General features: G+C 43.6%; 32 protein-coding genes. 12 read left to right on the top strand and 20 right to left on the bottom strand.

Annotated elements, in window-relative coordinates; translation table 11 throughout:
* Positions 1-333: 333 nt before the first annotated feature.
* Positions 334-564, bottom strand: a complete 231-nt coding sequence (locus J7E35_RS21710) for a hypothetical protein (protein WP_167834127.1) — start codon at positions 562-564, stop codon at positions 334-336.
* 145 nt (positions 565-709) lie between these two features.
* Here J7E35_RS21710 and pdaB point away from each other — a divergent pair, with 145 nt between their 5' ends.
* On the top strand, positions 710-1,462 hold the full coding sequence (gene pdaB / locus J7E35_RS21715) for a polysaccharide deacetylase family sporulation protein PdaB (protein WP_214784065.1): 753 nt from the start codon (positions 710-712) through the stop codon (positions 1,460-1,462).
* Between the two features lie 8 nt (positions 1,463-1,470).
* On the opposite strand, the gene J7E35_RS21720 is transcribed toward pdaB, so the two are convergent.
* Positions 1,471-2,148 carry a KinB-signaling pathway activation protein gene (locus J7E35_RS21720; RefSeq protein WP_214784068.1) on the bottom strand — a complete coding sequence of 226 codons (678 nt, stop codon included), beginning with the start codon at positions 2,146-2,148 and terminating at the stop codon, positions 1,471-1,473.
* Positions 2,149-2,296: 148 nt separating this feature from the next.
* On the opposite strand from J7E35_RS21720, the gene gerD reads away from it, so the two are divergent.
* Positions 2,297-2,938: a spore germination lipoprotein GerD gene (gene gerD / locus J7E35_RS21725; protein ID WP_214784071.1), complete on the top strand. Its 642-nt coding sequence runs from the start codon at positions 2,297-2,299 to the stop codon at positions 2,936-2,938.
* A 309-nt stretch (positions 2,939-3,247) separates the two neighbouring features.
* On the opposite strand, the gene J7E35_RS21730 is transcribed toward gerD, so the two are convergent.
* The 3 genes from J7E35_RS21730 to J7E35_RS21740 all read right to left on the bottom strand — a co-directional run bounded on the left by J7E35_RS21730 (position 3,248) and on the right by J7E35_RS21740 (position 5,727).
* Complete coding sequence (locus J7E35_RS21730) at positions 3,248-4,303, bottom strand: Mrp/NBP35 family ATP-binding protein (RefSeq protein WP_214784074.1); 1,056 nt, start codon at positions 4,301-4,303, stop codon at positions 3,248-3,250.
* A gap of 186 nt (positions 4,304-4,489) precedes the next feature.
* Positions 4,490-5,206 (bottom strand): N-acetylmuramoyl-L-alanine amidase CwlD, encoded by a 717-nt coding sequence (gene cwlD / locus J7E35_RS21735; protein WP_214784077.1) that lies wholly within the window; start codon positions 5,204-5,206, stop codon positions 4,490-4,492.
* 77 nt (positions 5,207-5,283) lie between these two features.
* A complete protein-coding gene (locus J7E35_RS21740) occupies positions 5,284-5,727 on the bottom strand; it encodes a YbaK family protein (protein ID WP_214784080.1) in 444 nt (147 codons plus the stop codon).
* A 257-nt stretch (positions 5,728-5,984) separates the two neighbouring features.
* Between J7E35_RS21740 and J7E35_RS21745 the strand changes: the two genes are divergently transcribed.
* The 4 genes from J7E35_RS21745 (at position 5,985) to J7E35_RS21760 (ending at position 9,264) form a co-directional block, all read left to right on the top strand.
* Positions 5,985-6,950: a S8 family peptidase gene (locus J7E35_RS21745; protein ID WP_214784083.1), complete on the top strand. Its 966-nt coding sequence runs from the start codon at positions 5,985-5,987 to the stop codon at positions 6,948-6,950.
* Positions 6,947-7,720 carry an endonuclease I family protein gene (locus J7E35_RS21750; RefSeq protein WP_214784086.1) on the top strand — a complete coding sequence of 258 codons (774 nt, stop codon included), beginning with the start codon at positions 6,947-6,949 and terminating at the stop codon, positions 7,718-7,720. Before J7E35_RS21745 ends, J7E35_RS21750 begins: the two co-directional genes overlap by 4 nt.
* Positions 7,721-8,160: 440 nt before the next feature.
* Positions 8,161-8,301 (top strand): hypothetical protein, encoded by a 141-nt coding sequence (locus J7E35_RS21755; RefSeq protein ID WP_214784089.1) that lies wholly within the window; start codon positions 8,161-8,163, stop codon positions 8,299-8,301.
* Between the two features lie 255 nt (positions 8,302-8,556).
* Positions 8,557-9,264, top strand: a complete 708-nt coding sequence (locus J7E35_RS21760; protein ID WP_214784092.1) for a hypothetical protein — start codon at positions 8,557-8,559, stop codon at positions 9,262-9,264.
* 43 nt (positions 9,265-9,307) lie between these two features.
* On the opposite strand, the gene J7E35_RS21765 is transcribed toward J7E35_RS21760, so the two are convergent.
* Positions 9,308-9,463 carry a hypothetical protein gene (locus J7E35_RS21765; RefSeq protein WP_214784095.1) on the bottom strand — a complete coding sequence of 52 codons (156 nt, stop codon included), beginning with the start codon at positions 9,461-9,463 and terminating at the stop codon, positions 9,308-9,310.
* Between the two features lie 41 nt (positions 9,464-9,504).
* Between J7E35_RS21765 and J7E35_RS21770 the strand changes: the two genes are divergently transcribed.
* From J7E35_RS21770 to J7E35_RS21790, 5 genes are all read left to right on the top strand, one after another.
* On the top strand, positions 9,505-10,221 hold the full coding sequence (locus J7E35_RS21770) for an SDR family NAD(P)-dependent oxidoreductase (RefSeq protein WP_214784098.1): 717 nt from the start codon (positions 9,505-9,507) through the stop codon (positions 10,219-10,221).
* Complete coding sequence (locus tag J7E35_RS21775; protein ID WP_214784101.1) at positions 10,221-11,243, top strand: S-adenosylmethionine:tRNA ribosyltransferase-isomerase; 1,023 nt, start codon at positions 10,221-10,223, stop codon at positions 11,241-11,243. The genes J7E35_RS21770 and J7E35_RS21775 overlap by 1 nt, the downstream gene beginning before the upstream one ends.
* Before the next feature lie 13 nt (positions 11,244-11,256).
* Entirely contained in the window at positions 11,257-11,622 is a 366-nt protein-coding gene (locus J7E35_RS21780; RefSeq protein ID WP_214784103.1) for a VOC family protein, read from the top strand.
* Positions 11,623-11,684: 62 nt separating this feature from the next.
* Entirely contained in the window at positions 11,685-12,803 is a 1,119-nt protein-coding gene (locus tag J7E35_RS21785) for a GAF domain-containing sensor histidine kinase (protein ID WP_214784105.1), read from the top strand.
* Positions 12,804-12,815: 12 nt separating this feature from the next.
* Positions 12,816-13,457, top strand: coding sequence for a response regulator (locus tag J7E35_RS21790; protein WP_214784107.1), 642 nt, complete (start codon positions 12,816-12,818; stop codon positions 13,455-13,457).
* Positions 13,458-13,578: 121 nt separating this feature from the next.
* On the opposite strand, the gene rpsI is transcribed toward J7E35_RS21790, so the two are convergent.
* The 6 genes from rpsI to J7E35_RS21820 form a co-directional block, all read right to left on the bottom strand.
* Positions 13,579-13,971 (bottom strand): 30S ribosomal protein S9, encoded by a 393-nt coding sequence (gene rpsI, locus J7E35_RS21795; protein ID WP_167834112.1) that lies wholly within the window; start codon positions 13,969-13,971, stop codon positions 13,579-13,581.
* A gap of 20 nt (positions 13,972-13,991) precedes the next feature.
* Positions 13,992-14,429, bottom strand: coding sequence for a 50S ribosomal protein L13 (gene rplM, locus J7E35_RS21800; RefSeq protein WP_167834111.1), 438 nt, complete (start codon positions 14,427-14,429; stop codon positions 13,992-13,994).
* Between the two features lie 173 nt (positions 14,430-14,602).
* Positions 14,603-15,367, bottom strand: coding sequence for a tRNA pseudouridine(38-40) synthase TruA (gene truA / locus J7E35_RS21805; RefSeq protein ID WP_214784109.1), 765 nt, complete (start codon positions 15,365-15,367; stop codon positions 14,603-14,605).
* Positions 15,368-15,372: 5 nt separating this feature from the next.
* Positions 15,373-16,170, bottom strand: coding sequence for a cobalt ECF transporter T component CbiQ (gene cbiQ, locus J7E35_RS21810; protein WP_214784111.1), 798 nt, complete (start codon positions 16,168-16,170; stop codon positions 15,373-15,375).
* Positions 16,167-17,036: an energy-coupling factor ABC transporter ATP-binding protein gene (locus tag J7E35_RS21815; protein WP_214784113.1), complete on the bottom strand. Its 870-nt coding sequence runs from the start codon at positions 17,034-17,036 to the stop codon at positions 16,167-16,169. The genes cbiQ and J7E35_RS21815 overlap by 4 nt, the downstream gene beginning before the upstream one ends.
* Positions 17,012-17,851 (bottom strand): energy-coupling factor ABC transporter ATP-binding protein, encoded by an 840-nt coding sequence (locus tag J7E35_RS21820; protein WP_214784115.1) that lies wholly within the window; start codon positions 17,849-17,851, stop codon positions 17,012-17,014. Before J7E35_RS21820 ends, J7E35_RS21815 begins: the two co-directional genes overlap by 25 nt.
* A gap of 71 nt (positions 17,852-17,922) precedes the next feature.
* Here J7E35_RS21820 and J7E35_RS21825 point away from each other — a divergent pair, with 71 nt between their 5' ends.
* Positions 17,923-18,075: a hypothetical protein gene (locus J7E35_RS21825; protein ID WP_214784117.1), complete on the top strand. Its 153-nt coding sequence runs from the start codon at positions 17,923-17,925 to the stop codon at positions 18,073-18,075.
* 178 nt (positions 18,076-18,253) lie between these two features.
* Here the strand turns inward: J7E35_RS21825 and rplQ are convergent, their stop codons facing one another.
* The 8 genes from rplQ to J7E35_RS21865 all read right to left on the bottom strand — a co-directional run bounded on the left by rplQ (position 18,254) and on the right by J7E35_RS21865 (position 22,609).
* On the bottom strand, positions 18,254-18,616 hold the full coding sequence (gene rplQ, locus J7E35_RS21830; protein ID WP_214784119.1) for a 50S ribosomal protein L17: 363 nt from the start codon (positions 18,614-18,616) through the stop codon (positions 18,254-18,256).
* A gap of 79 nt (positions 18,617-18,695) precedes the next feature.
* Positions 18,696-19,640 carry a DNA-directed RNA polymerase subunit alpha gene (locus tag J7E35_RS21835; protein ID WP_102264870.1) on the bottom strand — a complete coding sequence of 315 codons (945 nt, stop codon included), beginning with the start codon at positions 19,638-19,640 and terminating at the stop codon, positions 18,696-18,698.
* 176 nt (positions 19,641-19,816) lie between these two features.
* Complete coding sequence (gene rpsK / locus J7E35_RS21840) at positions 19,817-20,206, bottom strand: 30S ribosomal protein S11 (RefSeq protein ID WP_023626407.1); 390 nt, start codon at positions 20,204-20,206, stop codon at positions 19,817-19,819.
* 24 nt (positions 20,207-20,230) lie between these two features.
* Positions 20,231-20,596, bottom strand: coding sequence for a 30S ribosomal protein S13 (gene rpsM, locus J7E35_RS21845; protein ID WP_192472770.1), 366 nt, complete (start codon positions 20,594-20,596; stop codon positions 20,231-20,233).
* Between the two features lie 23 nt (positions 20,597-20,619).
* Complete coding sequence (gene rpmJ, locus J7E35_RS21850) at positions 20,620-20,733, bottom strand: 50S ribosomal protein L36 (RefSeq protein WP_003156543.1); 114 nt, start codon at positions 20,731-20,733, stop codon at positions 20,620-20,622.
* A gap of 34 nt (positions 20,734-20,767) precedes the next feature.
* Positions 20,768-20,986, bottom strand: coding sequence for a translation initiation factor IF-1 (gene infA, locus J7E35_RS21855; protein ID WP_019157108.1), 219 nt, complete (start codon positions 20,984-20,986; stop codon positions 20,768-20,770).
* Positions 20,987-21,212: 226 nt separating this feature from the next.
* The gene (map, locus tag J7E35_RS21860; protein WP_214784121.1) at positions 21,213-21,959 is read right to left on the bottom strand and encodes a type I methionyl aminopeptidase; all 747 of its coding nucleotides are present in this window, start codon (positions 21,957-21,959) and stop codon (positions 21,213-21,215) included.
* Positions 21,959-22,609 carry an adenylate kinase gene (locus tag J7E35_RS21865; RefSeq protein ID WP_167834104.1) on the bottom strand — a complete coding sequence of 217 codons (651 nt, stop codon included), beginning with the start codon at positions 22,607-22,609 and terminating at the stop codon, positions 21,959-21,961. Before J7E35_RS21865 ends, map begins: the two co-directional genes overlap by 1 nt.
* Between the last annotated feature and the right edge of the window lie 8 nt (positions 22,610-22,617).

Below are 22,617 nucleotides of genomic sequence, written 5' to 3' on the forward strand. Positions count from 1 at the left end.
CGTTCGTCCTGAGCCAGGATCAAACTCTCCAAAAAAGAGTTATGAGTTAGCTCATAAGTTAAAACGTTGGCTCATGTTCTTATAGAAGAAACATGATCATTTATTGTTTGTTGACGCTTGTTTGTTTAGTTTTCAAAGAACAATTTCGTTGCCTCGCCGCTCATAAGCGACTTTTATAATATAACATGTGACCGTTTAAGTGTCAACCACATTTTTTATTATTTTTACCGCCGAATCACCGTGTTACCGAGTAGCTCAGCAGCGACGTTTATTAATATAACAGGATAATTTATTTCCGTCAACAAATATTACGAAAAAAGTTTTCTCGCTTGTTTATTGACCTTTATACATACTTTTCTTTGCTGGCATATACTTAAGACACTCTTTTGGTGATGCTACTCTTTTAAAAAGAGAAAACAAAATTTGATATCTTTCTTTCATGGATCTCTTCACTACATGATCAATACGATCATCTTTCAGATCGAATAGGATTTCATCCATCTCCCTTTTTATTAAATACTCTAGCTCCTTCAGTTCCTTCTCATTAATCAGAACACCAAGCATACATACACTCCTGTTCATTTTTTACATAGTGGTTGTAGTGTTGTCTTTTTCGCATATTTTTATAATCTGATTTTTTATTATCATATCTTTTTGAACTGAAGAATAAAAATTAGACAAGGAGTGCATTGGACGAGGTGGTGAAAAAATGAATTTCTTTTACGTAATGAATGCGAAGTCGATTAAAACAGCTTTTGTCATTGTAATTGCAGCCTTTTTTACAGCTTGGTTTTTTTACATGGAAAACATGGTGCAAATTCCTGCTTTTTCAGCAAAGGATGGTCCTAAGGCCATCTACAAAGGAGAAAAGGATTTAGCTTTGACCTTTAATATTGGCTGGGGCGATGAAAAAGCGGCCCCGATCCTTGACGTCCTGAAGAAAGAAAAAGCAGGAGCCGTCACCTTCTTTTTATCGGGATCCTGGGCAGAAAGGCATCCAGACTTGGTGAACCGGATGGTGAAAGAAGGTTATGAAATTGGCATGCTGGGCTATGAGTATAAAGATTATACCGATCTTGAGGATGATAAAATCAGGCGTGATATCCTAAAAGCCCAAGAGGCATTTAAAAAGCTTAATGTTAAGAACATTGCGCTGCTGCGGGCCCCTACCGGCCACTTTGACCAACGGACACTGAAAATTGCCGAGCGCCTCGGTTATACTGTGGTCCACTGGAGTCTTGACACAAAGGATTGGACGAATCCTGGTACTGAGGTAATTGCCGCGAATGCTTCTACAGCAAAAAAGGGTGATATCCTGTTAATGCACGCATCTGATTCAGCTAAACAAACAGCGGAAGCACTGCCTCTGGTCTTAAAAGACATCAGGTCGAAAAATTTGAAGATGGTCACGGTTTCAGAATTGATCGCCAATGGTGACTCTAAATCAGCAGAAATAAAATAACCGTCCAACTATGCGTTGGACGGCTTTTTTTGTGCTTTTTTATTTGTTTTTGTCTTTGTCTTAGCCTTTTCTTCAAGGACTTTCCGTTCCTGGAGTGATCGTTGGTTAAGCTTATGCAGAACCAATAGCTGATAGGCATTACATACTAATAATGGGAAAAGCATGAGATATAGCCAGCTATGCTCGTTCACTCGGAGGACCGGCACCCATTCAATCACTGTTACGACAACCATAAAAAACAGTGCTGGGATGAAAGCCTCTTTATTTGTCTGCTTAACCTTCATAAACGACACAACCAGTCCCGCGATCAGTACGATCACCGCAAGTCCTAAATATGGAATGACACTCTCGCCGCTTTCCGCAAATGTGGCAAAACGCAGATATACAAGGTCAAACAATACAAAGGCAATCAACAGGACCTGTACTGGATTCCATAGGGATTTAAAAATTCCAAGGCCAAAGCGATGTACTGTCAAATATGCAAAGAAACCCATTTGGCTAAGAATGCTAAATATAAGACCAACGCCCATTAGCCATACTAAAATTGAAAGGAATTCAAGAATGTTGAAATCACTTAACAGCTGCTGGAATTCACTCCAGCGGACAATAAAACCAACCACAGCAGTTGTCACCGCTCCAACAACCAGGGTGGTGAGAAATAAATGTACCCAATTACGGCTTGTCACGATTTTTTCCCCCAAAACCAAATTAAACTTCACTATTTGATTGTACCAATGCGGATTTGAAAAATCTAGGTGTCGTTATTCGTGTATAACAATTTGTCATTTTACTCATCCTAAAATTAGGGCTGTCTATGTGAAAGGGGAATGGAAGATGAAGAAAATCATGAAGGTTATACTCCCTGCTTCCTTTTTACTATTAGCTGCCGGCTGCGCTGCTCCAGCCGAGTCAGCAGGGGGGCAAGTCGATTATGAGGAAACAAAGAAGATGGTTGTCGATATCCTGAAGACTGACGATGGCAAAAAAGCAATTCAGGAAGTCATGGGTGACGATGGCATGAAGGAAAAGCTAATAATGGACCAGCCGGTCGTAATTGATACAGTCGAAAAAACAATGACATCCGAAAAAGGCATGGAGTTTTGGAAAAAATCCTTTGAAGATCCAAAATTCGCTGAGAGCGTTGCAAAAAGCATGAAGAAGGAAAATGAAAAGCTGTTAAAGGATCTTATGAAGGATCCAGAATATAAGGGCATGATGATTGAGGTAATGAAAGACCCCGAGCTTGAAAAGGAACTGACCACTTTGCTGAAAAGCAAAGAATACCGTGAGCATTTGCAAAAGGTCATGACCGAAACTTTTGAAAGCCCGTTATTCAAAGCGAAGCTTCAAGCATTGATTGTCAAAGCTGCTGAGGAAATGCCTACTCAAAAGTCTGAAGGTGGCTCCGAAGAAGGCGGCGGAGGTTCCGGAGGCGGTGGCGGCGGAGAATCAGGCGGAGGTTCTGGAGGTCAGTAATGATTGTATTAGCGCATGTCATTTAATCAGCCCCGAGCTGGAAATTCCTTAATAATGTGAATGAGCCTCTCCTGATCCAGGAGAGGCTCTCTGTTTACTGGAAAGTATATAATTTTTCAACTTAGATTAGTGTCTAGCTCCAGCGCCTAGCCAGTTTTCATCCACGAGAATGCTTCCTCGAGTATCTTGCGAGAAGCGTTAGCTTTGAGCAGCTCGAGACGTTTCGGTCCGCCCGATGAAGCCAAAGAACGACTTCACCGGTCGGCCCTCCAACGCTTGTCAAAGCTGACCAAGGCGCTTGCGCTTTTCTTATTTTTCCAGCATTTGAACAACTTGCTGGGCAATATTCGTATAAATTGCACCAATCTTATCGTCTTCCTGATAAATGGATGGTGCAAAGTCTTCTTCATTCCATGTTGGCTGCCCTAATGGCAGTTTGCCTAACAGCTGTGTATTTAGCTCGTCCGCCAATTTTTCGCCGCCGCCTTGTCCAAAGACATATTCTTTTTCCTCAGTCAGCTTGCTTTCAAAATAAGACATGTTTTCAATGACCCCAAGGATTTCATGTTCTGTACGAAGTGCCATCGCACCTGCACGTGCCGCGACAAATGCCGCTGTCGGGTGTGGTGTAGTAACGATGATTTCTTTACATGATGGCAGCATGGTGTGCACGTCTAGAGCTACGTCCCCTGTACCTGGAGGCAAGTCCAATAGAAGGTAATCCAGCTCTCCCCATTCGACTTCATTAAAGAAGCTGTTCAGCATTTTACCTAGCATTGGTCCTCGCCAGATGATTGGTGCATTATCTTCCACAAAGAATCCCATAGAGATGACCTTAACTCCGTGTCTTTCAACAGGAATGATTCGTTCACCTCTTACAACCGGCCGTTTCGTGATGCCCATCATATCAGGAACACTGAAACCATAGATGTCCGCATCCACAAGTCCGACTTTTTTGCCTAAACGCGCTAGTGAGACAGCAAGGTTCACGGATACCGTGGATTTCCCGACTCCGCCTTTACCGCTCGCAATCGCAATGAACGTTGTTTGGCTATTAGGAGAAAGCAGCCCTTCCTCTTCTTCAGGAGCGGCTGTTTGGAACTTCGAAAGGACTTCTGCAGGAAGTTCAGAGAAGCGCAGGCCTACAGATGCCGCTCCAGCGCTTTTTAAAATATTGACAATCTCCGTCTGCAGCTGCAGCTGTTCAGCTGTACCTGTTTTCGCAATAGCTATTTTAACGCTTACATGGTTCTTCTCTTCTTTAATCTTGATTTCTTCGATTGCATTTATCTCTTCGAGTGTTTTATGTAAAAATGGTTCCTTAAGGTCTTTTAAACTTTCTCGCACCTTAGCTTCAGTTAACATAATGACACCTTCCTCTGTAAAAATTTATCTCCAAGGACAGTATAACATATTGATAAAATTCCTAAGTGTTAAACCTATCACACATTTCTGAAAGATATTATTACCAATCGGGTAACTTTTGATGGCCTCTTACATCATATAAAATGCAAAAAAACCATAAAGAAAAGAAGGATCCATGACCCTTCTTTATTTTTCCCAAAATTTCTGTTCATCTGTAAAATATCGGAGCATGCCGTCGTAAATGGAGGCAGCTACTTTTTCCTGATATGCTTCATCTCTCAGGTTTGCCGCTTCCTGCGGGTTGGATAAAAATCCGATCTCGACCAATACACCCGGTTTATTGGTATGCTTCAGCAGATAGATACTATTCGCTGCCTTTGCATCTCGATCTGTGTTTTCAAGATTCCGGCGTAATTCGTCCTGGATTAGTTTGGCTGCCCGTTTGTTTTCTTTGTAATTGGTGGAGTAGAATGTTTGCGCCCCTTTCCATTTTGATGATGGGATCGCATTCAAATGGATCGTTGCAAAAAAGTCGGCTTCTGATTCATTAATCAAATCCAGTCGCCTTTTTAAATCCTGGACCTTTCGCTTACTGTAGCCTTTGAGTCCTTTATCCGCGAGGTCGACATCTGTCTCGCGCGTCATTATGACGAGTGCCCCCTGCTGCTGGAGGTAATCCCGCAATTTCAGGGAAACATTAAGCGCGATATCTTTTTCAAAGGGTTCTTCTTCTCCTGCTCCAGGATCAACCCCTCCATGCCCGGGGTCCAAATAAATAATTTTTCCTGACAGTGGCAGGTTCCACGATTCCCAGGAATCATTTTCGGTAAAATCATACTGCAATATAAGGAAGAGCACGGCGAGGCCGGCTGCAAATATTACGATTTTGAGTTTTTTCAGCATGTTCTAAACCATCCTTCCCAGCTAGTCCCTGATAGTTTAACTATATGGGACAGGTCGACGATTTAGAACTATTGCTGTTAGTGCAATCTGAGCTTATATTTCTTTTCACCCTTCATGAATCCTTCTCGCCACCAGCTGTCGACATACTGTTCGCACAAATAATATAGCTCCTCTGAACCGACTCCTTCTTCACCCTTCCCCCAGAAAAGGAAAAAATTATATAAGGTGTCAATCAAATGACGCTCTTCTTTTTCACAGCGAGGTTTGACTGCCTCTATTGGTTCACCGAAATATCCAAATCGGCTGAATTTGGCGCCAAGTAAATAGGCTTCTATCGCTACATCATAACAAGCTTCTTCGATTCCTGAATTCATGATCAGGTTCGAGGTCAGCCTTGATGAGCCAAAATATTGTTTCACCCTGCCCTGCAGGATGTTGATGGATAATTCACGGAGCATCGCTCGCTCATATTTCACTTGTTTTTGTTTTCTTTTATCTACAAATGTCGTTACGACGTTCAAAGTATTCTCACCCCTTAGGAAGTAGTGTTCAACCTGTTAAAGGGTGTAATGCAATATCGACGGACGATTCCTTTTCCAGTTTTCTCAGACGTTTACTGAATAAGATCTCGGCATTCCCGTTAGGTTGAAATACCCAATTATGGTTATTTATTTCTAGCCAATACCCTACTATCGGTCCTTTTTATTAATAGTCAGAATTGTTAGACTTATTAAAACAACTAGAACTCGCTTCAATTTAATCTCTAGGAGGGAAAGAAATGGAGCAAGGTGTTCGCGTTATTCCTTATACCGTAATTGAAGAAGCGGAGGAAATCAAAGAGGTGCCAAAAGGTGTTGAGCTAATACAGGCACCCAGGGTTTGGAATGAAACAAAAGGAAAGGGAATGAAGGTTGCTGTATTGGATACTGGCTGTGAAACAACACACCCTGATTTAAAGGACCGAATCATTGGCGGAAGGAATTTTACAGATGATGACCGCGGCAATCCTGATCTTTATACTGACTATAATGGCCATGGTACACATGTGGCAGGGACGATTGCCGCACAGGAAAATGAGGCAGGGGTCATCGGCGTTGCACCTGAGGCTGGTCTGTTGATTGTAAAAGTGTTGAACAAGGCCGGTTCTGGCAAATATGAATGGATTATTAATGGAATTCATTATGCCATTGAGCAGGAAGCGGATATTATCTCGATGTCACTTGGCGGGCCAGCTGACGTTCCCGAATTGCATGAGGCGATTCAAGCCGCTGTTAAGAAAAATATCCTTGTAGTCTGTGCCGCTGGCAATGAAGGGGATGGCGATGATTCTACCAATGAATTTGCTTACCCTGGTGCTTATAACGAAGTCATCAGTGTCGGAGCCGTGAACCTTGAAAGAGGGTCATCCGAGTTTACTAACTCTCATAATGAAATTGATGTCGTTGCTCCGGGTGAGCGCATCACTTCCACCTACCTGAATGGAAAGTATGCGACCTTGAGCGGAACTTCGATGGCTGCTCCTCACGTATCCGGTGCGCTGGCATTGATCAAGACTTATGCAAAAGCCCACTTTGAGCGGGAGCTGACAGAGCCCGAATTGTATGGGCAACTGGTCAAGCGGACGGTGCCGCTCGGAAATTCACCAAAGCTCGAAGGCAATGGGCTCGTTTACCTGACAGTGCCGGAGCATCTGGCGGAAATCTTCGACCAGAGCTTCAAAACGATGGTCATGGATGCAATATGATCCTTTCAGCCAGTGAGGCGTACATTCGTAACATCGAGAATAAAACGTATTATGATGCAGAGCTGGATGCTCGAGTTCGCAATGAGTACTATTGCGATACTGCTTTTACAGCAGAAGAGCTCCATTCTCTGCTGGTCCGGACACATTCCTCTCATTTAAAGTATTCACCGCATGAATACGTTTATCCATGGGTGGACTTGCAGGAGAACCTTCAGCTGAAGAGCCTGTATTCCGGGCAGGACCTGGATCCTGTTGAGGTGATCGAGGAGGATTTGCGGCTCATGGAGACTCTCAAGCAAGGAGGCTTTACAGCCAGTACTGAGATTCATTTTAATACTGAACACGTTGTTCCTCAATCATGGTTTGATGGTGAAGAGCCAATGCGGGGCGACCTCCATCACTTGTTTGCCTGCGAGCCGGCATGCAACAGCATGAGAAGCAATTATCCCTATCATGATTTTCAAAGCTATGAGCCTGAAATGAAAGTCCGGGGAATTCGGTCAGGCTGTGGAATGGCAAAGGATGAAAAGTTCGAGCCCGAATATGGAAAAGGAATTGCTTCAAGGGCTGTCTTCTATTTCATTATAAGGTACATGAAGGTTTTAGATATCAGGGAGCAAATCGACCTAGGGCTTTTACTTCGTTGGCATCTCGATCATCCAGTTACTATATATGAAAAACATCGAAATGTAGCAATACAGGAGCTGCAGGGGAACCGCAACCCCTTTATTGATTTTCCGGAACAAGCCGAATCAATGCTCGGAGTATAAGTGTTAACCGCCTTAATTCTAAGGCGGTTTTTTATTTAGTTTTAAACAATCAGTGGACGGCTCTTTCTCTTGCCTATCTCCTTCACCATGGATGTCGCCTCTCATTCGCCGTGTGACACCCTTAATTACTCACATTTTAATAAACCAAGGCTCTTTTCTCAAACTTTGTTGCAATTGACTACAAAATAGGGTTGAATGACCAAATTTTTCTTCGAAAAGTTGACTCTTTTATGAGAAAAGAGCATGCAAATTTAATACCGACCTGCAAATGGCTTTATATTACGTTAAAATCGGCTTTAGGATTTTAACAATAATCTTTACGAAAACTGCCTAAACCAAAAAAGTGAAATCCCCTCTCTCCGGCCAATTCTTTCCTAAATGGAAACTGATATAGAATCTCCTTTCTTTGCGAAACCTAAAAATAAAAAAGGAGGATTAAGATGAAGGATCAGTGCTTTTATTGTGCAAATTCTTTAGAAGAAAACTACCATCATGGCATCTTTACCATCGCTGATGAACAGGTAGACAAACCGCTCTGTCCTGATTGCTATAAGGATTGGCTTGAGGGGATAAAGGAATAGGGGCCGAGCAGTTTTATAGCAGGTAAAGACTCTCAATCATATTCCTGTCCAAACACGTGCTTATTGCAGTTCGATTTTGTACCTATTCACCAAATCCAGATCGAAACTGTACGTACTCCGGCTAAAATATATCCTCAAATGCAATCCGTGAAATGCACTAAACACTCCTGCCCCCAATTTCCTAATACTGGCTTAGGGGATTTTTTCCCGGCAGGGCAAACTAGTCAATGATTACTGATGAAGGGAATGATTTCAATGTCAATGGAATGGTTTGATCGAGTAGTTGGAGAATTGCAGGATCATCTAGAATCCATTTGTGAAAAATATGACCAGGATGGCCAAATGGCTGTTGAAAGAGGGTCAAAGCATCCGAGAATCGAGTTTTTTGTGGATTATGAGGATGGGGAGAGAGAGTATTTTTACACATTGTATTTTGATCCGCACAATGAGGAGTTTTATACTGAAACAATTGATGATGAACTTGAGCAGCCGGCACGAGTCATTCTCTCCGATATTGACGATATTGTCGATGCCGTACATGAAGGTTTCCATGATTATATTAATGATGATGATGACGGGATTGACATCGTTTATTCAGCAGAGGATGATGACGATACACTTTATGTCGATACGACCGAAGATGAGGGCATCGATGATATGGATGATGAGCTATATATGGCTGAAATTGTAGATGAAGATGATATTCTCGAAGAAGTTGATGTAGAGTGGGAAACTCCTGAGGTCACTGCCTTCCTCATGGAAGATGATGTGGAAGTGACGTATCAATTCGGGCTTGTGCATGACACAGGAGACGGTGTGCTTCGCCGCGTCAACCGTATTTGGACGGAAGATGACGAACTGATTAAAGACGAAACAAACTTCATTTTTACAAAAGAAGAAGCACCTACAATCATTGCAATGATTGCCAGCCATATGGATTCCATGCAGGGATACGACGATTAATGCTAAAGACGGAGGTATGCACCATTTCCTCCGTCTTTTTACTTTATGCTGTCACAAGGTTTCTCCTCTTGATAAAAGGCCCCATGACTACCCCAAAAAATTCAGATGATCCTCCCCCTATTCCATGCCCCCTTTTCTCATCCAAAAGTTGTAGGAAAACTTCAAGCTTTCTCCTGAGGGAAATTTTGGTCATTCCCATTATGCTTAAAACAACAAGCCAATAAGGAGAGATGATAGAAAATGAATAAAAAAGTAATCATGATAACAGGTGCCTCTAAAGGTTTAGGAAAAGCATTAACAATGGCTTTTGCGAAGGAAGGAGCAAGACTTGCCATCTGCTCGAGGTCCGAGAAAATCCTGGAGAAGGTCAAACGCGAAGCCGAGGGTTTAGGTGCTGAAGTATTGGCGATACGAGCGGATGTATCACTGCCAGGGGATGTGGAACGTTTCGTAGCTTTAACCCAGGAAGTATATGGACAAATAGATGTGCTGATTAATAATGCATCCATCGTAGGTCCAAGTCCAATACCTCTTCTTCTAGACTACCCTGAAGATGATTTTGCAGAGGTGTTAAGAGTGAATGTAGTCTCCGCATTTCTAGTCAGCCGGAGAGTCATCCCTGTCATGCTTGAGCGTAATGAAGGTTCTATTATCAATGTGACGTCCGAGGCCGGTCATGTTGGCTATGCAGGCTGGGGCGCATATGGAATTTCAAAATTCGCTGTAGAAGGCCTTACTCAAACATGGGCAGATGAGTTAAGCCATACCAATGTCCGTGTAAATATGGTAGACCCTGGTGAGATGGACACTGAAATGCATCAATTGGCTGTTCCTGATTGCGATTATCCTTTAGCAAAACCAGAGGATGTGGTGAATATTTTCCTTCATTTAGCCTCAGATCAGTCTAGAGGCATAAATGGCCAGCGCTTTGAAGCTCAATCAGAGGAGGAATTGTAATGGAAACTGGAGTACTGGATTTTTTTCTGCCCGAATACCTAAATGCGAACCTTCCTCCTGAAAAAAGAGGCATAAGAAGGGATCAAGTGAGGTTAATGACGCTGAACCGGAAAACTGGCGAAATGAAACATGACCGTTTTTTCAATCTCCCCCATTTTCTTCAGCCTGGAGATTTAATCATTTTAAATAACAGCCGCACCATCCCTGCTTCTTTACAAGGGGAGTGGTTAAGACGAGGATTTCAACTTTCCCCAAGAGTGGAAATCCGTTTAGCCAGACGGGTTTTTGATGACACCTGGGAGGCTCTCATCATCGCAGACTCTGTCAGAGTGGGTGATTCTCTGCATTTCTCCGGAAAACTGACTGCTAAGGTAATCGCTGAGACAGAGACACCCCCGTTAAAGACCGTAAAATTCAATAAAAGCGGGAGTGAATTATTAAATCTAATCTATGTTCTTGGTGCTCCGATCCGGTATGAATATATCGAACAACCATGGGACTTGAATTATTATCAAAATGTCTTTGCCACCCACCCTGGTTCTGTGGAAATGCCCTCTGCCGGCAGAGCGTTCAGCTGGGAGCTTCTATTTGAAATGAAGAAGGAAGGGATTCAAATTGATTTCATTCAATTGCACACAGGGCTTAGCTATTTGCTGGAGGATCATGTTGATCCCAAAGAAAATCATGAGGAGTATCATATATCCGAACAAACTATGGAAAAAATCCTTAAGGCTCATTCTTCTGGCAAAAGAGTAATCGCAGTTGGAACGACTGTCGTCCGTGCCCTCGAAAGTGCAGCGAGAAATGGAGAACTCTCAGGTGCTACAAAGTTATATATTAATCAACAGTCTTCTCTTAAAATAGTAGATGGAATCATTACTGGGCTGCACGAGCCAAAGGCTAGCCATCTTGATATGCTGACGGCCTTTGTATCAGAAAATCACTTGCTTCATGCCTATCATCAAGCGATCCACGAAGGCTATTTATGGCATGAGTTCGGTGATATGAATCTAATCATATAATAGGAGGTAGTTTATGCGCCTTCATCATTTCGGCCTGGAAGTGACCAATCTTGAAGACTCCATAAAATTTTACACAGACTTATTGGGATTAGAGATGGAAAGCAGGCATTCTTTTCTGGGGGAAGATATCGCATTCTTAGCATCAGGTCATTTCCGGCTTGAATTGGTATATCCTCCACAAAGCACACACTCTACTCATCTATGTTTTGAAGTTTCCGACCTTCAGCAAGTTATCAAAACCTTAGGTTCAGACAAGATTGCAGAAGGACCTTATAAACTTGATACTGGCTGGGAAACTGTCTTTTATGAAGGTCCCAATCATGAAGTGATCGAATTTTTACAGCTGTCACCTCCTCACAAAGCGGGCACCAGTTTTTAATCCACTATTGAAAAATGAGCTATAATGACATTAGATAACAGGACGGTGAAGGAGATGCGGGAATGACTGAGGAAACGCAATATGAAGAAATCGGCATCCTTAAAGAAATTGCAGAGCTGTTAAACGAAGGAACAGATACGAAGACCATGCTGTCAGATGTCCTGAAAAGGCTTTTGCATGTGACAGGATTTCAAATAGGCTGGATCTTTCTTATTGACGCTGACAGAAAACAAGAACTTACGGCAGATTTCGCTCTTCCACCCGCTTTAGCAATGAATCAGAAGGAGAGAATGTGCCACGGCGAGTGCTGGTGTGTGAATAAATACAATAACCATACATTAAATAAAGCAACGAATATCATTGAATGTAAGCGAATTGAAGACGCAATCGATGAAGGAGCAGGGGACACCTGTGGATTGACTCATCACGCTACTGTCCCCCTCCGGGCAGGAAATGAACGCTTCGGCTTATTGAATGTAGGTTCACCAAACAAAAAACATTTTAATAGGAATGAGCTTGCCCTGCTTGAAGCTATTGCCTATCAAATTGGTACAGCGTTGAAACGCATCAAACTCACTCAGCGCGAACAGGAAACAGCTCTTATTGCTGAAAGAAACCGGCTTGCGCGGGACCTGCATGATTCCGTGAACCAGCTATTGTTTTCTCTCAGCCTGACTGCCAGAGCGGGAGTGGAAATGACAGAGGATGTAGAAGTGAAACAAACATTTAGCTATATGCAGGATTTGACCCAGGAAGCACTTGGGGAGATGAGATCACTCATTTGGCAGCTGAAACCTCAAGGTCTGGAGAATGGACTCGTCAGTGCATTAAAAAGTTATGGGGAAATGCTTGGTCTGACTACAGAAGCTAAGGTAACGGGAGCAACTAGCATGCCTGGAAAAGCAGAGGAAGCCTTATGGCGAATTGGGCAAGAAGCGATCGCCAATTGCAAAAAACATTCCGGGGCCACAGATGTATTTATATCTCTTCATGCTTCCGGAAATGAGGCCATTTTAACCATTAAGGATAAGGGCTGCGGCTTTCACTATAATGAAGACCTCTTTATTCCTTCATTAGGATTAAAGAGCATGAAAGCAAGGACAGAAGCACTGAACGGACTATTTCAATTGCGAAGCCAATTGGGAAGTGGAACCGAAATAAAGATAACCATTCCACTCTAGGGGGAGAATACAATGAGTATACGCATATTAATCGCAGACGATCATCATGTTGTCCGAAGAGGCCTCGTCTTTTTCCTTAAAACACAAAAGGACCTTGAAATTATCGGAGAAGCCGAAAATGGCAGGAAAGTGATTGAAATGGCAAAGGAGCTCAAGCCCGATATTATCCTAATGGACTTAGCCATGCCTGAAATGGATGGAATACAAGCTACGAAGATCATTAAAGAAGAAGAACCAGGCATTAAAATCATGATCCTCACCAGTTTCTCCGACCAGGATCATGTCATCCCCGCACTTGAAGCAGGTGCCTCCGGATTTCAATTGAAGGATATCCAGCCTGATGAACTTGTTGCATCCATCAAGAAAATGGTTAAGGGAGAAAACCAGCTTCATCCTAAAGCCACTTCACATTTACTAGCCAATTTATCACACAGCAATAATCCAAAAAAGAATTTCCTAGAAGAATTAACGAAAAGAGAACTGGAAGTCTTAAAAGAAATCGCTAAAGGAAAGAGCAATAAAGAGATTGCCGCCTCTTTGTATATTACGGAAAAAACGGTAAAGACCCATGTATCTAACTTGCTGGGGAAACTCGAGCTGGCCGATCGAACACAGGCTGCCCTTTTTGCTGTGAAAAATAAATTGGTGAATTAAGAAGTCGCCATGATAGCAGAAGCTACAAGCTCTGCAATGAACATGGCTGTCCCGATGCAGAATTCAAGAATAAAAAAGCTCCCAGCCAAATTGGTTGGGAGCTTTTTTGAAGCGCCAAAAATTAACGCTTTGAGAACTGAGGTGCACGACGAGCGCCTTTAAGACCGTATTTCTTACGTTCTTTCATACGAGCGTCACGAGTCAGCAGTCCAGCACGCTTAAGTGTTGGACGGAATTCTGGATCAGCTTGAAGCAATGCACGAGAGATGCCGTGACGGATTGCGCCAGCCTGGCCAGTGTATCCACCGCCATTTACGTTAACGTGGATATCGTAGCTTCCTACAGTTTCAGTAGCAACAAGCGGCTGCTTAACTACTTCACGTAGAGCTGCGAATGGGATATAATCTTCAATTTCACGATCGTTGATTGTAATTTTTCCAGTGCCTGGTACTAAACGAACTCGCGCAACGGAGCTCTTACGACGACCGGTACCGATATATTGAACCTGTGCCAAGTTAATTACCTCCTTAATAATTATCCGCGAAGTTCGTAAACTTCAGGTTGTTGTGCTTGATGTGGATGCTCGTTACCAGCATATACATGAAGCTTTTTAAACATTTGGCGTCCAAGAGAGTTCTTTGGAAGCATACCTTTGATTGCAAGTTCAAGCATCTTTTCAGCGTAGTTTGTACGCATTTCAAGAGCTGTTCTTTGCTTCAATCCACCTGGGTGCATTGTGTGGCGGTAGTAGATTTTGTCAGTCAATTTCTTACCAGTTAGTTCGATCTGAGAAGCGTTGATGATGATTACGTGATCACCAGTGTCAACATGTGGTGTGAAAGTTGGTTTATGTTTACCACGCAGAATAGCTGCAACTTCAGTTGAAAGGCGACCTAGAGTCTTGCCTGCAGCGTCAACTACGTACCATTTACGCTCGATATTGTTGGCATTTGCCATAAACGTTGTACGCATGAGTTTCCCTCCTAAATAGTCAAAAAAAAATCAAGTTCATTTTGGTATATTTTCAAACACGATAAAGCTCTTCCGGGGCTGATCGTGGGTTTAAAATACATACATATGATATCTTAACCTGTGGTTGAGATATTGTCAACACCAGGATTAGTTGTCATATCATTTTTTTAAAATTAATTTTCGAATCGATGATCCTTATCGTTATAAAAAACCTTCCACAGATACAGTCCGTGTCCAGGAGCCGTCTTGCCGGCCTGGGTACGGTCTTGGTCCTCAAGGAGCTGCTGCATGCTGTCGGCCGCTCTTCTGCCTGACCCGACCTCCAGCAATGTCCCTACTAGGATCCTTACCATATTATATAAAAACCCATCACCGACAAACCTGAAGACCAGCAGACCGTTCTCTTCAAAAATATCGATTTCCTGCAATGTCCTCACACGGTCTTCCACTTCGGTCTTGGCTGAGCAAAAACTAGTGAAATCATGTGTGCCAAGAAGCAGCCTTGCCGCCTCTCTCATTACTTCGAGATCAAGTTCATACTGGAACTGGTAGGCATAGTTCCGCTTGAAAGGGTTGCGAAACTTTGATAACAGCAAAAAATAACGGTACTCCTTGCCGGCTGCGTCAAAGCGTGCATGAAAATCCGGCCTCGCATGTTCTACTAAGCTAACAGCAATATCATCAGGCAATAATGAATTGAGCGCGATTTGCCACCTGGCAGGCTCTATTTCTAGTGTTGAGTCAAAGTGGATCACCTGGCCGCGTGCATGGACTCCTGCGTCCGTACGGCCTGAAGCACTGACCCTGATGCTTTTACCCTTGTTCAGCTTTGCAAGGGCCTTTTCAAGCTCACCCTGGACCGTCCTTTTGCCCGGCTGTACCTGGTAGCCGGAAAAACTGGTACCATCATATGAAACTGTGCATTTAATTCGCGGCATAATGATTACCCTCTTAAGATGGTTAATAGGATCGTGACAGCGGCCAGGAACAGAATCAGCATCGTATCCGGCACTCCCCAGGTCAGCTGGCGGTATTTGGTACGGCCTTCGCCGCCCTTGTAGCCCCGTGCTTCCATTGCGACTGCCAGTTCTTCGGCCCGCTTGAATGAACTGATGAACAGCGGGATCAGCAATGGAACAATCGCCTTGATCCGTTCTTTGATTGGACCGCTGTTATACTCCACTCCCCTGGCTGTTTGAGCCTTCATGATTTTGTCAGTCTCCTGCATGAGCGTCGGAATGAATCTCAAGGAAATCGACATCATCAATGCCAGCTCATGGACGGGGAATTTCAACTTCTTTAAAGGATTCAGCAACGTCTCCAGTCCATCTGTAATCTCAATTGGAGTAGTGGTCAAGGTCAAAAGTGACGTGATCAGAATCAGCAGCAGGAACCTTAGTGAAATAAAGATACCCTGCCTTAACCCCTCTTCATATATTTTCAGCCATCCCAGTTCGAAGATGACATCGCCTTCCTTGGTCATAAAGATATGGAGCAGGAACGTGAAAATCACCAGCAAGAATACGGGCTTGAGACCGCCGTATAAGAATCGCAGCGGAACCTTTGACAAACCTACCATGATAAGAGTATAAGCAGCTAAAACTCCATACGTAACCACATTATTCGCGATAAACACGACGATGACGAAAAGGAAGACAGTGATTAACTTCGAACGCGGATCCATCCGATGAAGAATGGAATCTCCCGGCACGTAACGGCCAAAAATCATTTTCTCCATCATTCTGGACCGCCCCCTTCCAGAAACTCTGCCACCATTTCGGCGAGTTCCTCCTCGGAAAGGCTGATTCTGCTGAATTTCGTTTTGAAGGCTTCCTCGATCTTCAGCTGCAAGCCGACTACCTCTGGTACATCAAGTCCCAGTTCCATCAATGCTTTAGGATTCGAAAAAATCTCGTCAGGCGTCCCTTTTGTAAAAACCTTCCCCTGATGCATGACGACTATTTCATCCGCATAGCGGGCAGCATCTTCCATGCTGTGGGTAACGAGAACAGTTGATAGATTTCTTTTTTTATGAAGTGAATAAAATAAGTCCATAATTTCTTTGCGCCCACGTGGGTCAAGGCCCGCAGTAGGCTCGTCCAATACAATAACCTCTGGCTCCATTGCCAGTACACCTGCAATGGCTACCCGGCGCATTTGCCCGCCTGAAAGATCGAATGGAGATTTTTCAAGGATTTCTTCAGGCAGTCCGACAAGATTGATGGAAGCTTTTGCCCGTGCCTTCGCTTCCTTCTCACTGACGCCAAAGTTCATCGGGCCAAACATGATATCCTTTTCGACTGTTTCCTCGAATAACTGATGCTCTGGGAATTGAAAGACAATTCCCACCTTCTCGCGGACACCCTTTAAATTCTTCTCTTTGCGGCCAGCCTTTATTTCCCTGCTGCCAATCACAACAGAGCCTTTAGTCGGCTTTAACAGGGCATTAAGATGCTGCAGAACTGTTGACTTGCCAGAACCCGTATGACCAATAACCGCAAGGTACATTCCAGAAGGAACATCGATGGATACATCTGAAATCGCGAGTCGTTCGAATGGGGAATCAGCCTGGTAACGATATTCTACATTTTTGAGTGAGATGTCCATAGTTCTGTCACCAGCTCTTCTTCTGTCAAATATGATTTCGTAAGTGAAATACCTTTTTTACGCATGATTTTGCTCATTTTTACAGGGAAGGGAATATCCAACCCCAGCTTAATGAGCTCTTCATCCATTTCAAAAATTCTCTCGGGAGTACCTTCACGGTATAGCTCCCCTTTATTCATGACGATGATTCTGTCCGCTTTGGCAGCTTCTTCAAGATCATGTGTGATCGAAATGACCGTTATGTTCTCACGATCCTTCAGCTCACGGACCGTTTCGATTACCTCGGCACGGCCTCTTGGATCGAGCATGGATGTTGCTTCATCCAGAATAATGATCGACGGCTGCAGTGCCAGGACACCTGCAATGGCCACACGCTGTTTTTGCCCGCCGGACAGATGGTGCGGCTCTTGATTTAGAAAGGTTCCCATATTGACTTTATCAAGTGAATTCTGCACGCGCTCTACCATTACTTCTCTAGGTACGCCGTGATTTTCCAGACCAAAAGCCACATCATCCCGAACCGTTGTTCCAACGAACTGGTTATCAGGATTTTGAAAAACCATTCCTACATTTTTTCTTATATCCCAAATCGTATCCTCTGACAAAGTAATCCCACATACCTCAATCGAACCTTCCTGCGGAAATTGCAGGCCGTTCAAAAGCTTGGCAAGGGTAGATTTGCCTGATCCATTATGACCGACAATCGCCAGCCACTCTCCTTCAAAAATATCAAAGCTGATATTTTTTAACGCGGGAGTCTGCTGTCCTTCATAACTGAAAGATACATTTTCTATTCTGACTAACGGGTTGCTCATCTCCGCCCTCCTCTCAACTCTTCTTAACTGACTCTTCTCATTGTATCTATTTTTCTATTTCAAAAAATTCTTTGTATATAAAAAAAGCCTGCACCTCTCCCCGGGCGGAAGCGATCCGCAGAGTGCAGGGTCCTAAAATGGACTGGGGAGAAGTACATGAGCTAGACGAGACAGGCAGAACAGCTCCGGTTATCGCTAACCGATTCAGGAGAGTCCTGAAGTAACCGGCCGATGGGGCCAGTGAACTCTTCTTTCCCAGTGGCCTGCGCATCATAACGCTCGTTTTTGGCTTGTGCTGCTTTTTTTAGTTTTCGTAAGGGATTTTACCCTGTATAGCAAAAAAAGGGGATGAAACAAGTTTGTATAAACTGTCCATCGCCCTTGTTTGAGTGTTTAATGGTATTAAACTAACTCGATAATAACCATTGGCGCACCGTCACCGCGGCGTGGTCCAAGTTTCATAATACGAGTGTATCCACCTTGGCGCTCTGCGTAGCGTGGAGCGATGTCAGCAAATAGTTTTTGAACTGCATCCTGGTTTGTTTCAGCGTTTGCAACTTCATTACGAACCCAAGAAGCTGCTTGACGGCGAGCGTGAAGATCTCCGCGCTTTCCAAGAGTAATCATTTTTTCAACAACTGAACGAAGTTCTTTCGCACGTGTTTCAGTAGTTTCAATACGCTCATTGATAATCAAATCAGTTGTTAAGTCACGTAGCATTGCTTTACGCTGGGCACTTGTGCGTCCTAACTTTCTGTATCCCATGAGTGTTTCCCTCCTTTGTTGAAGTCATAAGCCGGCAGTTTTAGTACTGACAGCAAAATGCCTAGTTAATCTGCATTAACTAGTCATCTTTGCGTAAGCCTAAGCCTAGCTCTTCTAGTTTTGCTTTTACTTCTTCTAGTGATTTTCTGCCAAGGTTGCGGACCTTCATCATATCTTCCTCTGTCTTGTGAGCAAGCTCCTGGACAGTGTTGATACCGGCACGCTTTAAGCAGTTATATGAACGAACAGAAAGATCAAGTTCCTCAATCGTCATCTCAAGGACTTTTTCTTTTTGGTCTTCTTCTTTCTCTACCATGATCTCAGCGTTTTGAGCTTCGTCAGTCAAACCGACAAAAATATTCAAGTGCTCAGTCAGGATTTTTGAACCTAGTGCAATAGCTTCCTTAGGACCTGTGCTGCCATCTGTCCATACGTCAAATACCAGCTTGTCATAATTCGTCATTTGCCCTACGCGTGTGTTCTCTACTTGATAAGAAACGCGTGAAACCGGTGTATAGATTGAGTCGATAGGAATGACACCGATCGGCTGGTCTTCCCGCTTATTTTGATCAGCAGGATTGTACCCGCGGCCTCTTCTTGCAGTCAGGCGCATACGCAATGAACCTTTGCTTGAAAGTGTAGCGATATGAAGATCCGGATTAAGGATTTCAACATCACTATCATGCGTGATTGCAGCTGCAGTTACTGGACCCTCGCCCTGTAAATCGATTTCAAGTGTCTTCTCTTCATCAGAGTAGATCTTCAACGCTAATTTCTTAACGTTCAAAATGATTGATGTTACATCTTCTACGACGCCTTCAATTGTTGAGAACTCATGAAGTACTCCATCGATTTGAATCGATGTGACAGCTGCACCTGGGAGTGAGGATAATAGGATACGACGTAAGGAGTTACCCAAAGTTGTACCATATCCACGCTCAAGCGGTTCTACGACAAACTTGCCGTACTTGGCATCATCGCTGATCTCAACCGTTTCGATTTTTGGTTTTTCTATTTCGATCATCAAATATACCCTCCTTCAAAACGTCGAAACCCCGGCAGGCTCTTTACCTTACCGAAATTCCCCCATGTATACGTTCCCGTTTGTGCACAACAACTGGATTAATGATTTCTGTATACCTAGAAAATATTTGTATCATATCCCATTATAGACAAGACTACAAATTCTATACAGAAAAATTAAACACGGCGACGTTTTGGCGGGCGGCAGCCGTTATGTGGAACTGGAGTTACATCTTTGATTGCTGTAACTTCAAGACCTGCTGCTTGAAGAGCACGGATTGCTGCTTCACGGCCAGCACCTGGTCCCTTAACAGTAACCTCAAGAGTTTTCAAACCATGTTCCATAGAAGTTTTAGCTGCAGTTTCTGCTGCCATTTGTGCTGCGAATGGAGTGGATTTACGTGAACCCTTGAAACCAAGCGCACCTGCACTAGACCATGATAATGCATTACCATGTACGTCTGTAATTGTTACGATAGTATTGTTGAAAGTTGAACGAATATGCGCAACTCCACTTTCAATATTCTTTTTGACGCGGCGTTTGCGTGTATTAGTTTTACGAGCCATTTAAATGTTACCCTCCTTTACGGATTATTTTTTCTTGTTAGCTACAGTCTTACGTGGACCTTTACGAGTACGTGCGTTGTTCTTCGTGTTTTGACCGCGAACAGGCAAGCCACGACGATGACGCAAGCCACGATATGATCCAATTTCCATTAGACGCTTGATGTTTAGTGAAACTTCACGGCGAAGGTCACCTTCAACCTTTAGCTTGTCGATGATATCACGGATTTTGTTAAGTTCCTCTTCAGTAAGATCGCGAACGCGAGTGTCTTCAGAAACACCAGCCTCAGCTAGAACCTTCACAGCAGTTGATCTGCCGATTCCGAAAATGTATGTTAAAGCAATAACTACACGCTTTTCACGTGGAATATCTACACCAGCAATACGTGCCATCTAGATGCGCACCTCCTTTAAAATTATCCTTGTTTTTGTTTATGTTTAGGGTTTTCACAGATCACCATAACTTTGCCTTTTCTGCGAATAACTTTGCACTTTTCGCAGATTGGCTTAACAGATGGTCTCACTTTCATTACTCTAACCTCCTTGATAGTACGGAGTCACGGTTTATTTAAAGCGGTAAGTAATTCTTCCGCGAGTCAAATCATATGGAGAAAGCTCGACTGTTACTTTATCTCCAGGCAGGATCCGAATGAAGTGCATTCTGATTTTGCCGGAAACATGAGCCAAAACTGTATGACCATTCTCTAATTCTACCTTAAACATTGCATTAGGCAAAGTTTCCAATACTGTGCCTTCAATTTCAATTACATCATCTTTCGCCATAAACTGGTCTCCCTTCCTTATTCAAATCGTATTAAATCATATACTCCGCGTTGACGGAATGTAGCTTCCTATTTGTGACACGTTCTAAGCAGCAAGCAATTGAGAATATCATTGAGAAATACTCAACCTTATGATTATAACATAAAGCTGGCATCCCGTCCGCATAGAAATCACATTTCCGCCAATTTAAAGACTAAAAACAGAACCAGACGGCCAACCACGTTCATCAGGCTTTTGTTAAAATCTCAAAACCAGTTTCTGTGATCGCGATTGTATGCTCAAAGTGGGCACACATTTTACCGTCAACCGTTACAACAGTCCAATCATCGGCTAACGTATTCACATAGCGGCTTCCTGCATTCACCATCGGTTCTATGCATAGAACCATACCAGGCTTCAGCCTAGGTCCTCTGTTAGGAGGTCCGTAATGAGGAATTTGCGGGTCCTCATGCAATTCTTGCCCAATTCCATGGCCGACATACTCACGAACAATAGAAAAGCCTTCTGATTCCACATACGTTTGAATCGCATGGGAGATGTTCGAAAGACGTTCCCCTGGCTTGGCTTCTTTCAAGCCTATGAACAACGACTCTTCGGTCACGTCCAAAAGACGCTGAGCTTCCTCATCAATCTTTCCTACCGGGTAAGTCCAGGCAGAGTCCCCGTGGTATCCGTTGTACTTTGCTCCGATATCAATACTGATGATGTCGCCTTCATTCAGAACCCGTTCGCCAGGAATCCCGTGAACTAGTTCGTTATTAACTGATGCACAGATGCTGCCGCGAAAACCATTATAACCTTTAAAAGAAGGAGTTGCACCTTGTTTGCGGATGAAATCCTCGGCAATTGCATCCAGTTCTTTAGTTGTAATGCCAGGAGAAATATTCTTCTTCAACTCCTGGTGAGTCATCGCTACAATACGACCTGCTTCTCGCATAATCTCTATTTCACGAGGGGTTTTACAAACGATCATTAATTCAAGCCCCCGAGCAATTCTTCGATATCAGCGAATACGACATTAATGTCTTGCTGACCGTTGATATTGCGTAAGTAGCCTTTATCTTCATAGAAGTTCAACAGAGGCTTTGTCTGCTGGACATTTACATCCAGGCGGTTTTGAACAGTTTCGGCATTATCATCAGCGCGCTGGTACAGCTCGCCGCCACAACGGTCACAAACGCCTTCCTTTGCAGGAGGATTGAACACAAGGTGGTAGGTAGCGCCGCAGTTCTTACAAATCCTGCGTCCTGTCAAACGTTCCATCAGAATGCTTTGATCAACATCAATGTTGATGACATAATCGATTTTTTTGCCAAGATCAGCAAGCATAGTATCCAGTGCTTCAGCCTGGGCAACTGTGCGCGGGAATCCATCCAATAGGAATCCTTTTTCACAGTCAGCTTTGCTTAAGCGCTCACGGACAATCCCGATTGTGACTTCATCAGGTACTAGCTCTCCTTTGTCCATAAATGATTTTGCCTGTAATCCAAGTTCCGTTCCTTCTTTGATAGCTGCACGGAACATATCTCCTGTTGAGATATGAGGGATGTTGTATTTACCAACAATTTTATCGGCTTGCGTGCCCTTCCCGGCACCCGGAAGCCCCATCAGAACCAAATTCACAAGATTTC

Origin of the sequence: Bacillus sp. ISL-45 (assembly GCF_018613195.1) — a bacterium.
GTDB lineage: Bacteria > Bacillota > Bacilli > Bacillales > Cytobacillaceae > Mesobacillus.

Coding starts and splice junctions, on each gene's coding strand:
- gerD (WP_214784071.1), top strand. CDS start 2,297: ATGAAGAAAATCATGAAGGTTATACTCCCTGCTTCCTTTTTACTATTA.
- infA (WP_019157108.1), bottom strand. CDS start 20,986: ATGGCGAAAGATGATGTAATTGAAATTGAAGGCACAGTATTGGAAACT.
- map (WP_214784121.1), bottom strand. CDS start 21,959: ATGATCGTTTGTAAAACCCCTCGTGAAATAGAGATTATGCGAGAAGCA.
- J7E35_RS21790 (WP_214784107.1), top strand. CDS start 12,816: ATGAGTATACGCATATTAATCGCAGACGATCATCATGTTGTCCGAAGA.
- J7E35_RS21730 (WP_214784074.1), bottom strand. CDS start 4,303: ATGTTAACTGAAGCTAAGGTGCGAGAAAGTTTAAAAGACCTTAAGGAA.
- rpsM (WP_192472770.1), bottom strand. CDS start 20,596: ATGGCACGTATTGCTGGTGTAGATATTCCACGTGAAAAGCGTGTAGTT.
- J7E35_RS21710 (WP_167834127.1), bottom strand. CDS start 564: ATGCTTGGTGTTCTGATTAATGAGAAGGAACTGAAGGAGCTAGAGTAT.
- J7E35_RS21775 (WP_214784101.1), top strand. CDS start 10,221: ATGGAAACTGGAGTACTGGATTTTTTTCTGCCCGAATACCTAAATGCG.
- pdaB (WP_214784065.1), top strand. CDS start 710: ATGAATTTCTTTTACGTAATGAATGCGAAGTCGATTAAAACAGCTTTT.
- J7E35_RS21755 (WP_214784089.1), top strand. CDS start 8,161: ATGAAGGATCAGTGCTTTTATTGTGCAAATTCTTTAGAAGAAAACTAC.
- J7E35_RS21780 (WP_214784103.1), top strand. CDS start 11,257: ATGCGCCTTCATCATTTCGGCCTGGAAGTGACCAATCTTGAAGACTCC.
- J7E35_RS21770 (WP_214784098.1), top strand. CDS start 9,505: ATGAATAAAAAAGTAATCATGATAACAGGTGCCTCTAAAGGTTTAGGA.
- J7E35_RS21760 (WP_214784092.1), top strand. CDS start 8,557: ATGTCAATGGAATGGTTTGATCGAGTAGTTGGAGAATTGCAGGATCAT.
- rpsK (WP_023626407.1), bottom strand. CDS start 20,206: ATGGCTCGTAAAACTAATACACGCAAACGCCGCGTCAAAAAGAATATT.
- J7E35_RS21820 (WP_214784115.1), bottom strand. CDS start 17,851: ATGAGCAACCCGTTAGTCAGAATAGAAAATGTATCTTTCAGTTATGAA.
- rplQ (WP_214784119.1), bottom strand. CDS start 18,616: ATGGGATACAGAAAGTTAGGACGCACAAGTGCCCAGCGTAAAGCAATG.
- rplM (WP_167834111.1), bottom strand. CDS start 14,429: ATGCGTACAACGTTTATGGCAAATGCCAACAATATCGAGCGTAAATGG.
- rpmJ (WP_003156543.1), bottom strand. CDS start 20,733: ATGAAAGTGAGACCATCTGTTAAGCCAATCTGCGAAAAGTGCAAAGTT.
- J7E35_RS21765 (WP_214784095.1), bottom strand. CDS start 9,463: ATGGGAATGACCAAAATTTCCCTCAGGAGAAAGCTTGAAGTTTTCCTA.
- J7E35_RS21745 (WP_214784083.1), top strand. CDS start 5,985: ATGGAGCAAGGTGTTCGCGTTATTCCTTATACCGTAATTGAAGAAGCG.
- truA (WP_214784109.1), bottom strand. CDS start 15,367: ATGCCGCGAATTAAATGCACAGTTTCATATGATGGTACCAGTTTTTCC.
- J7E35_RS21750 (WP_214784086.1), top strand. CDS start 6,947: ATGATCCTTTCAGCCAGTGAGGCGTACATTCGTAACATCGAGAATAAA.
- J7E35_RS21835 (WP_102264870.1), bottom strand. CDS start 19,640: ATGATCGAAATAGAAAAACCAAAAATCGAAACGGTTGAGATCAGCGAT.
- J7E35_RS21785 (WP_214784105.1), top strand. CDS start 11,685: ATGACTGAGGAAACGCAATATGAAGAAATCGGCATCCTTAAAGAAATT.
- cbiQ (WP_214784111.1), bottom strand. CDS start 16,170: ATGATGGAGAAAATGATTTTTGGCCGTTACGTGCCGGGAGATTCCATT.
- cwlD (WP_214784077.1), bottom strand. CDS start 5,206: ATGCTGAAAAAACTCAAAATCGTAATATTTGCAGCCGGCCTCGCCGTG.
- J7E35_RS21815 (WP_214784113.1), bottom strand. CDS start 17,036: ATGGACATCTCACTCAAAAATGTAGAATATCGTTACCAGGCTGATTCC.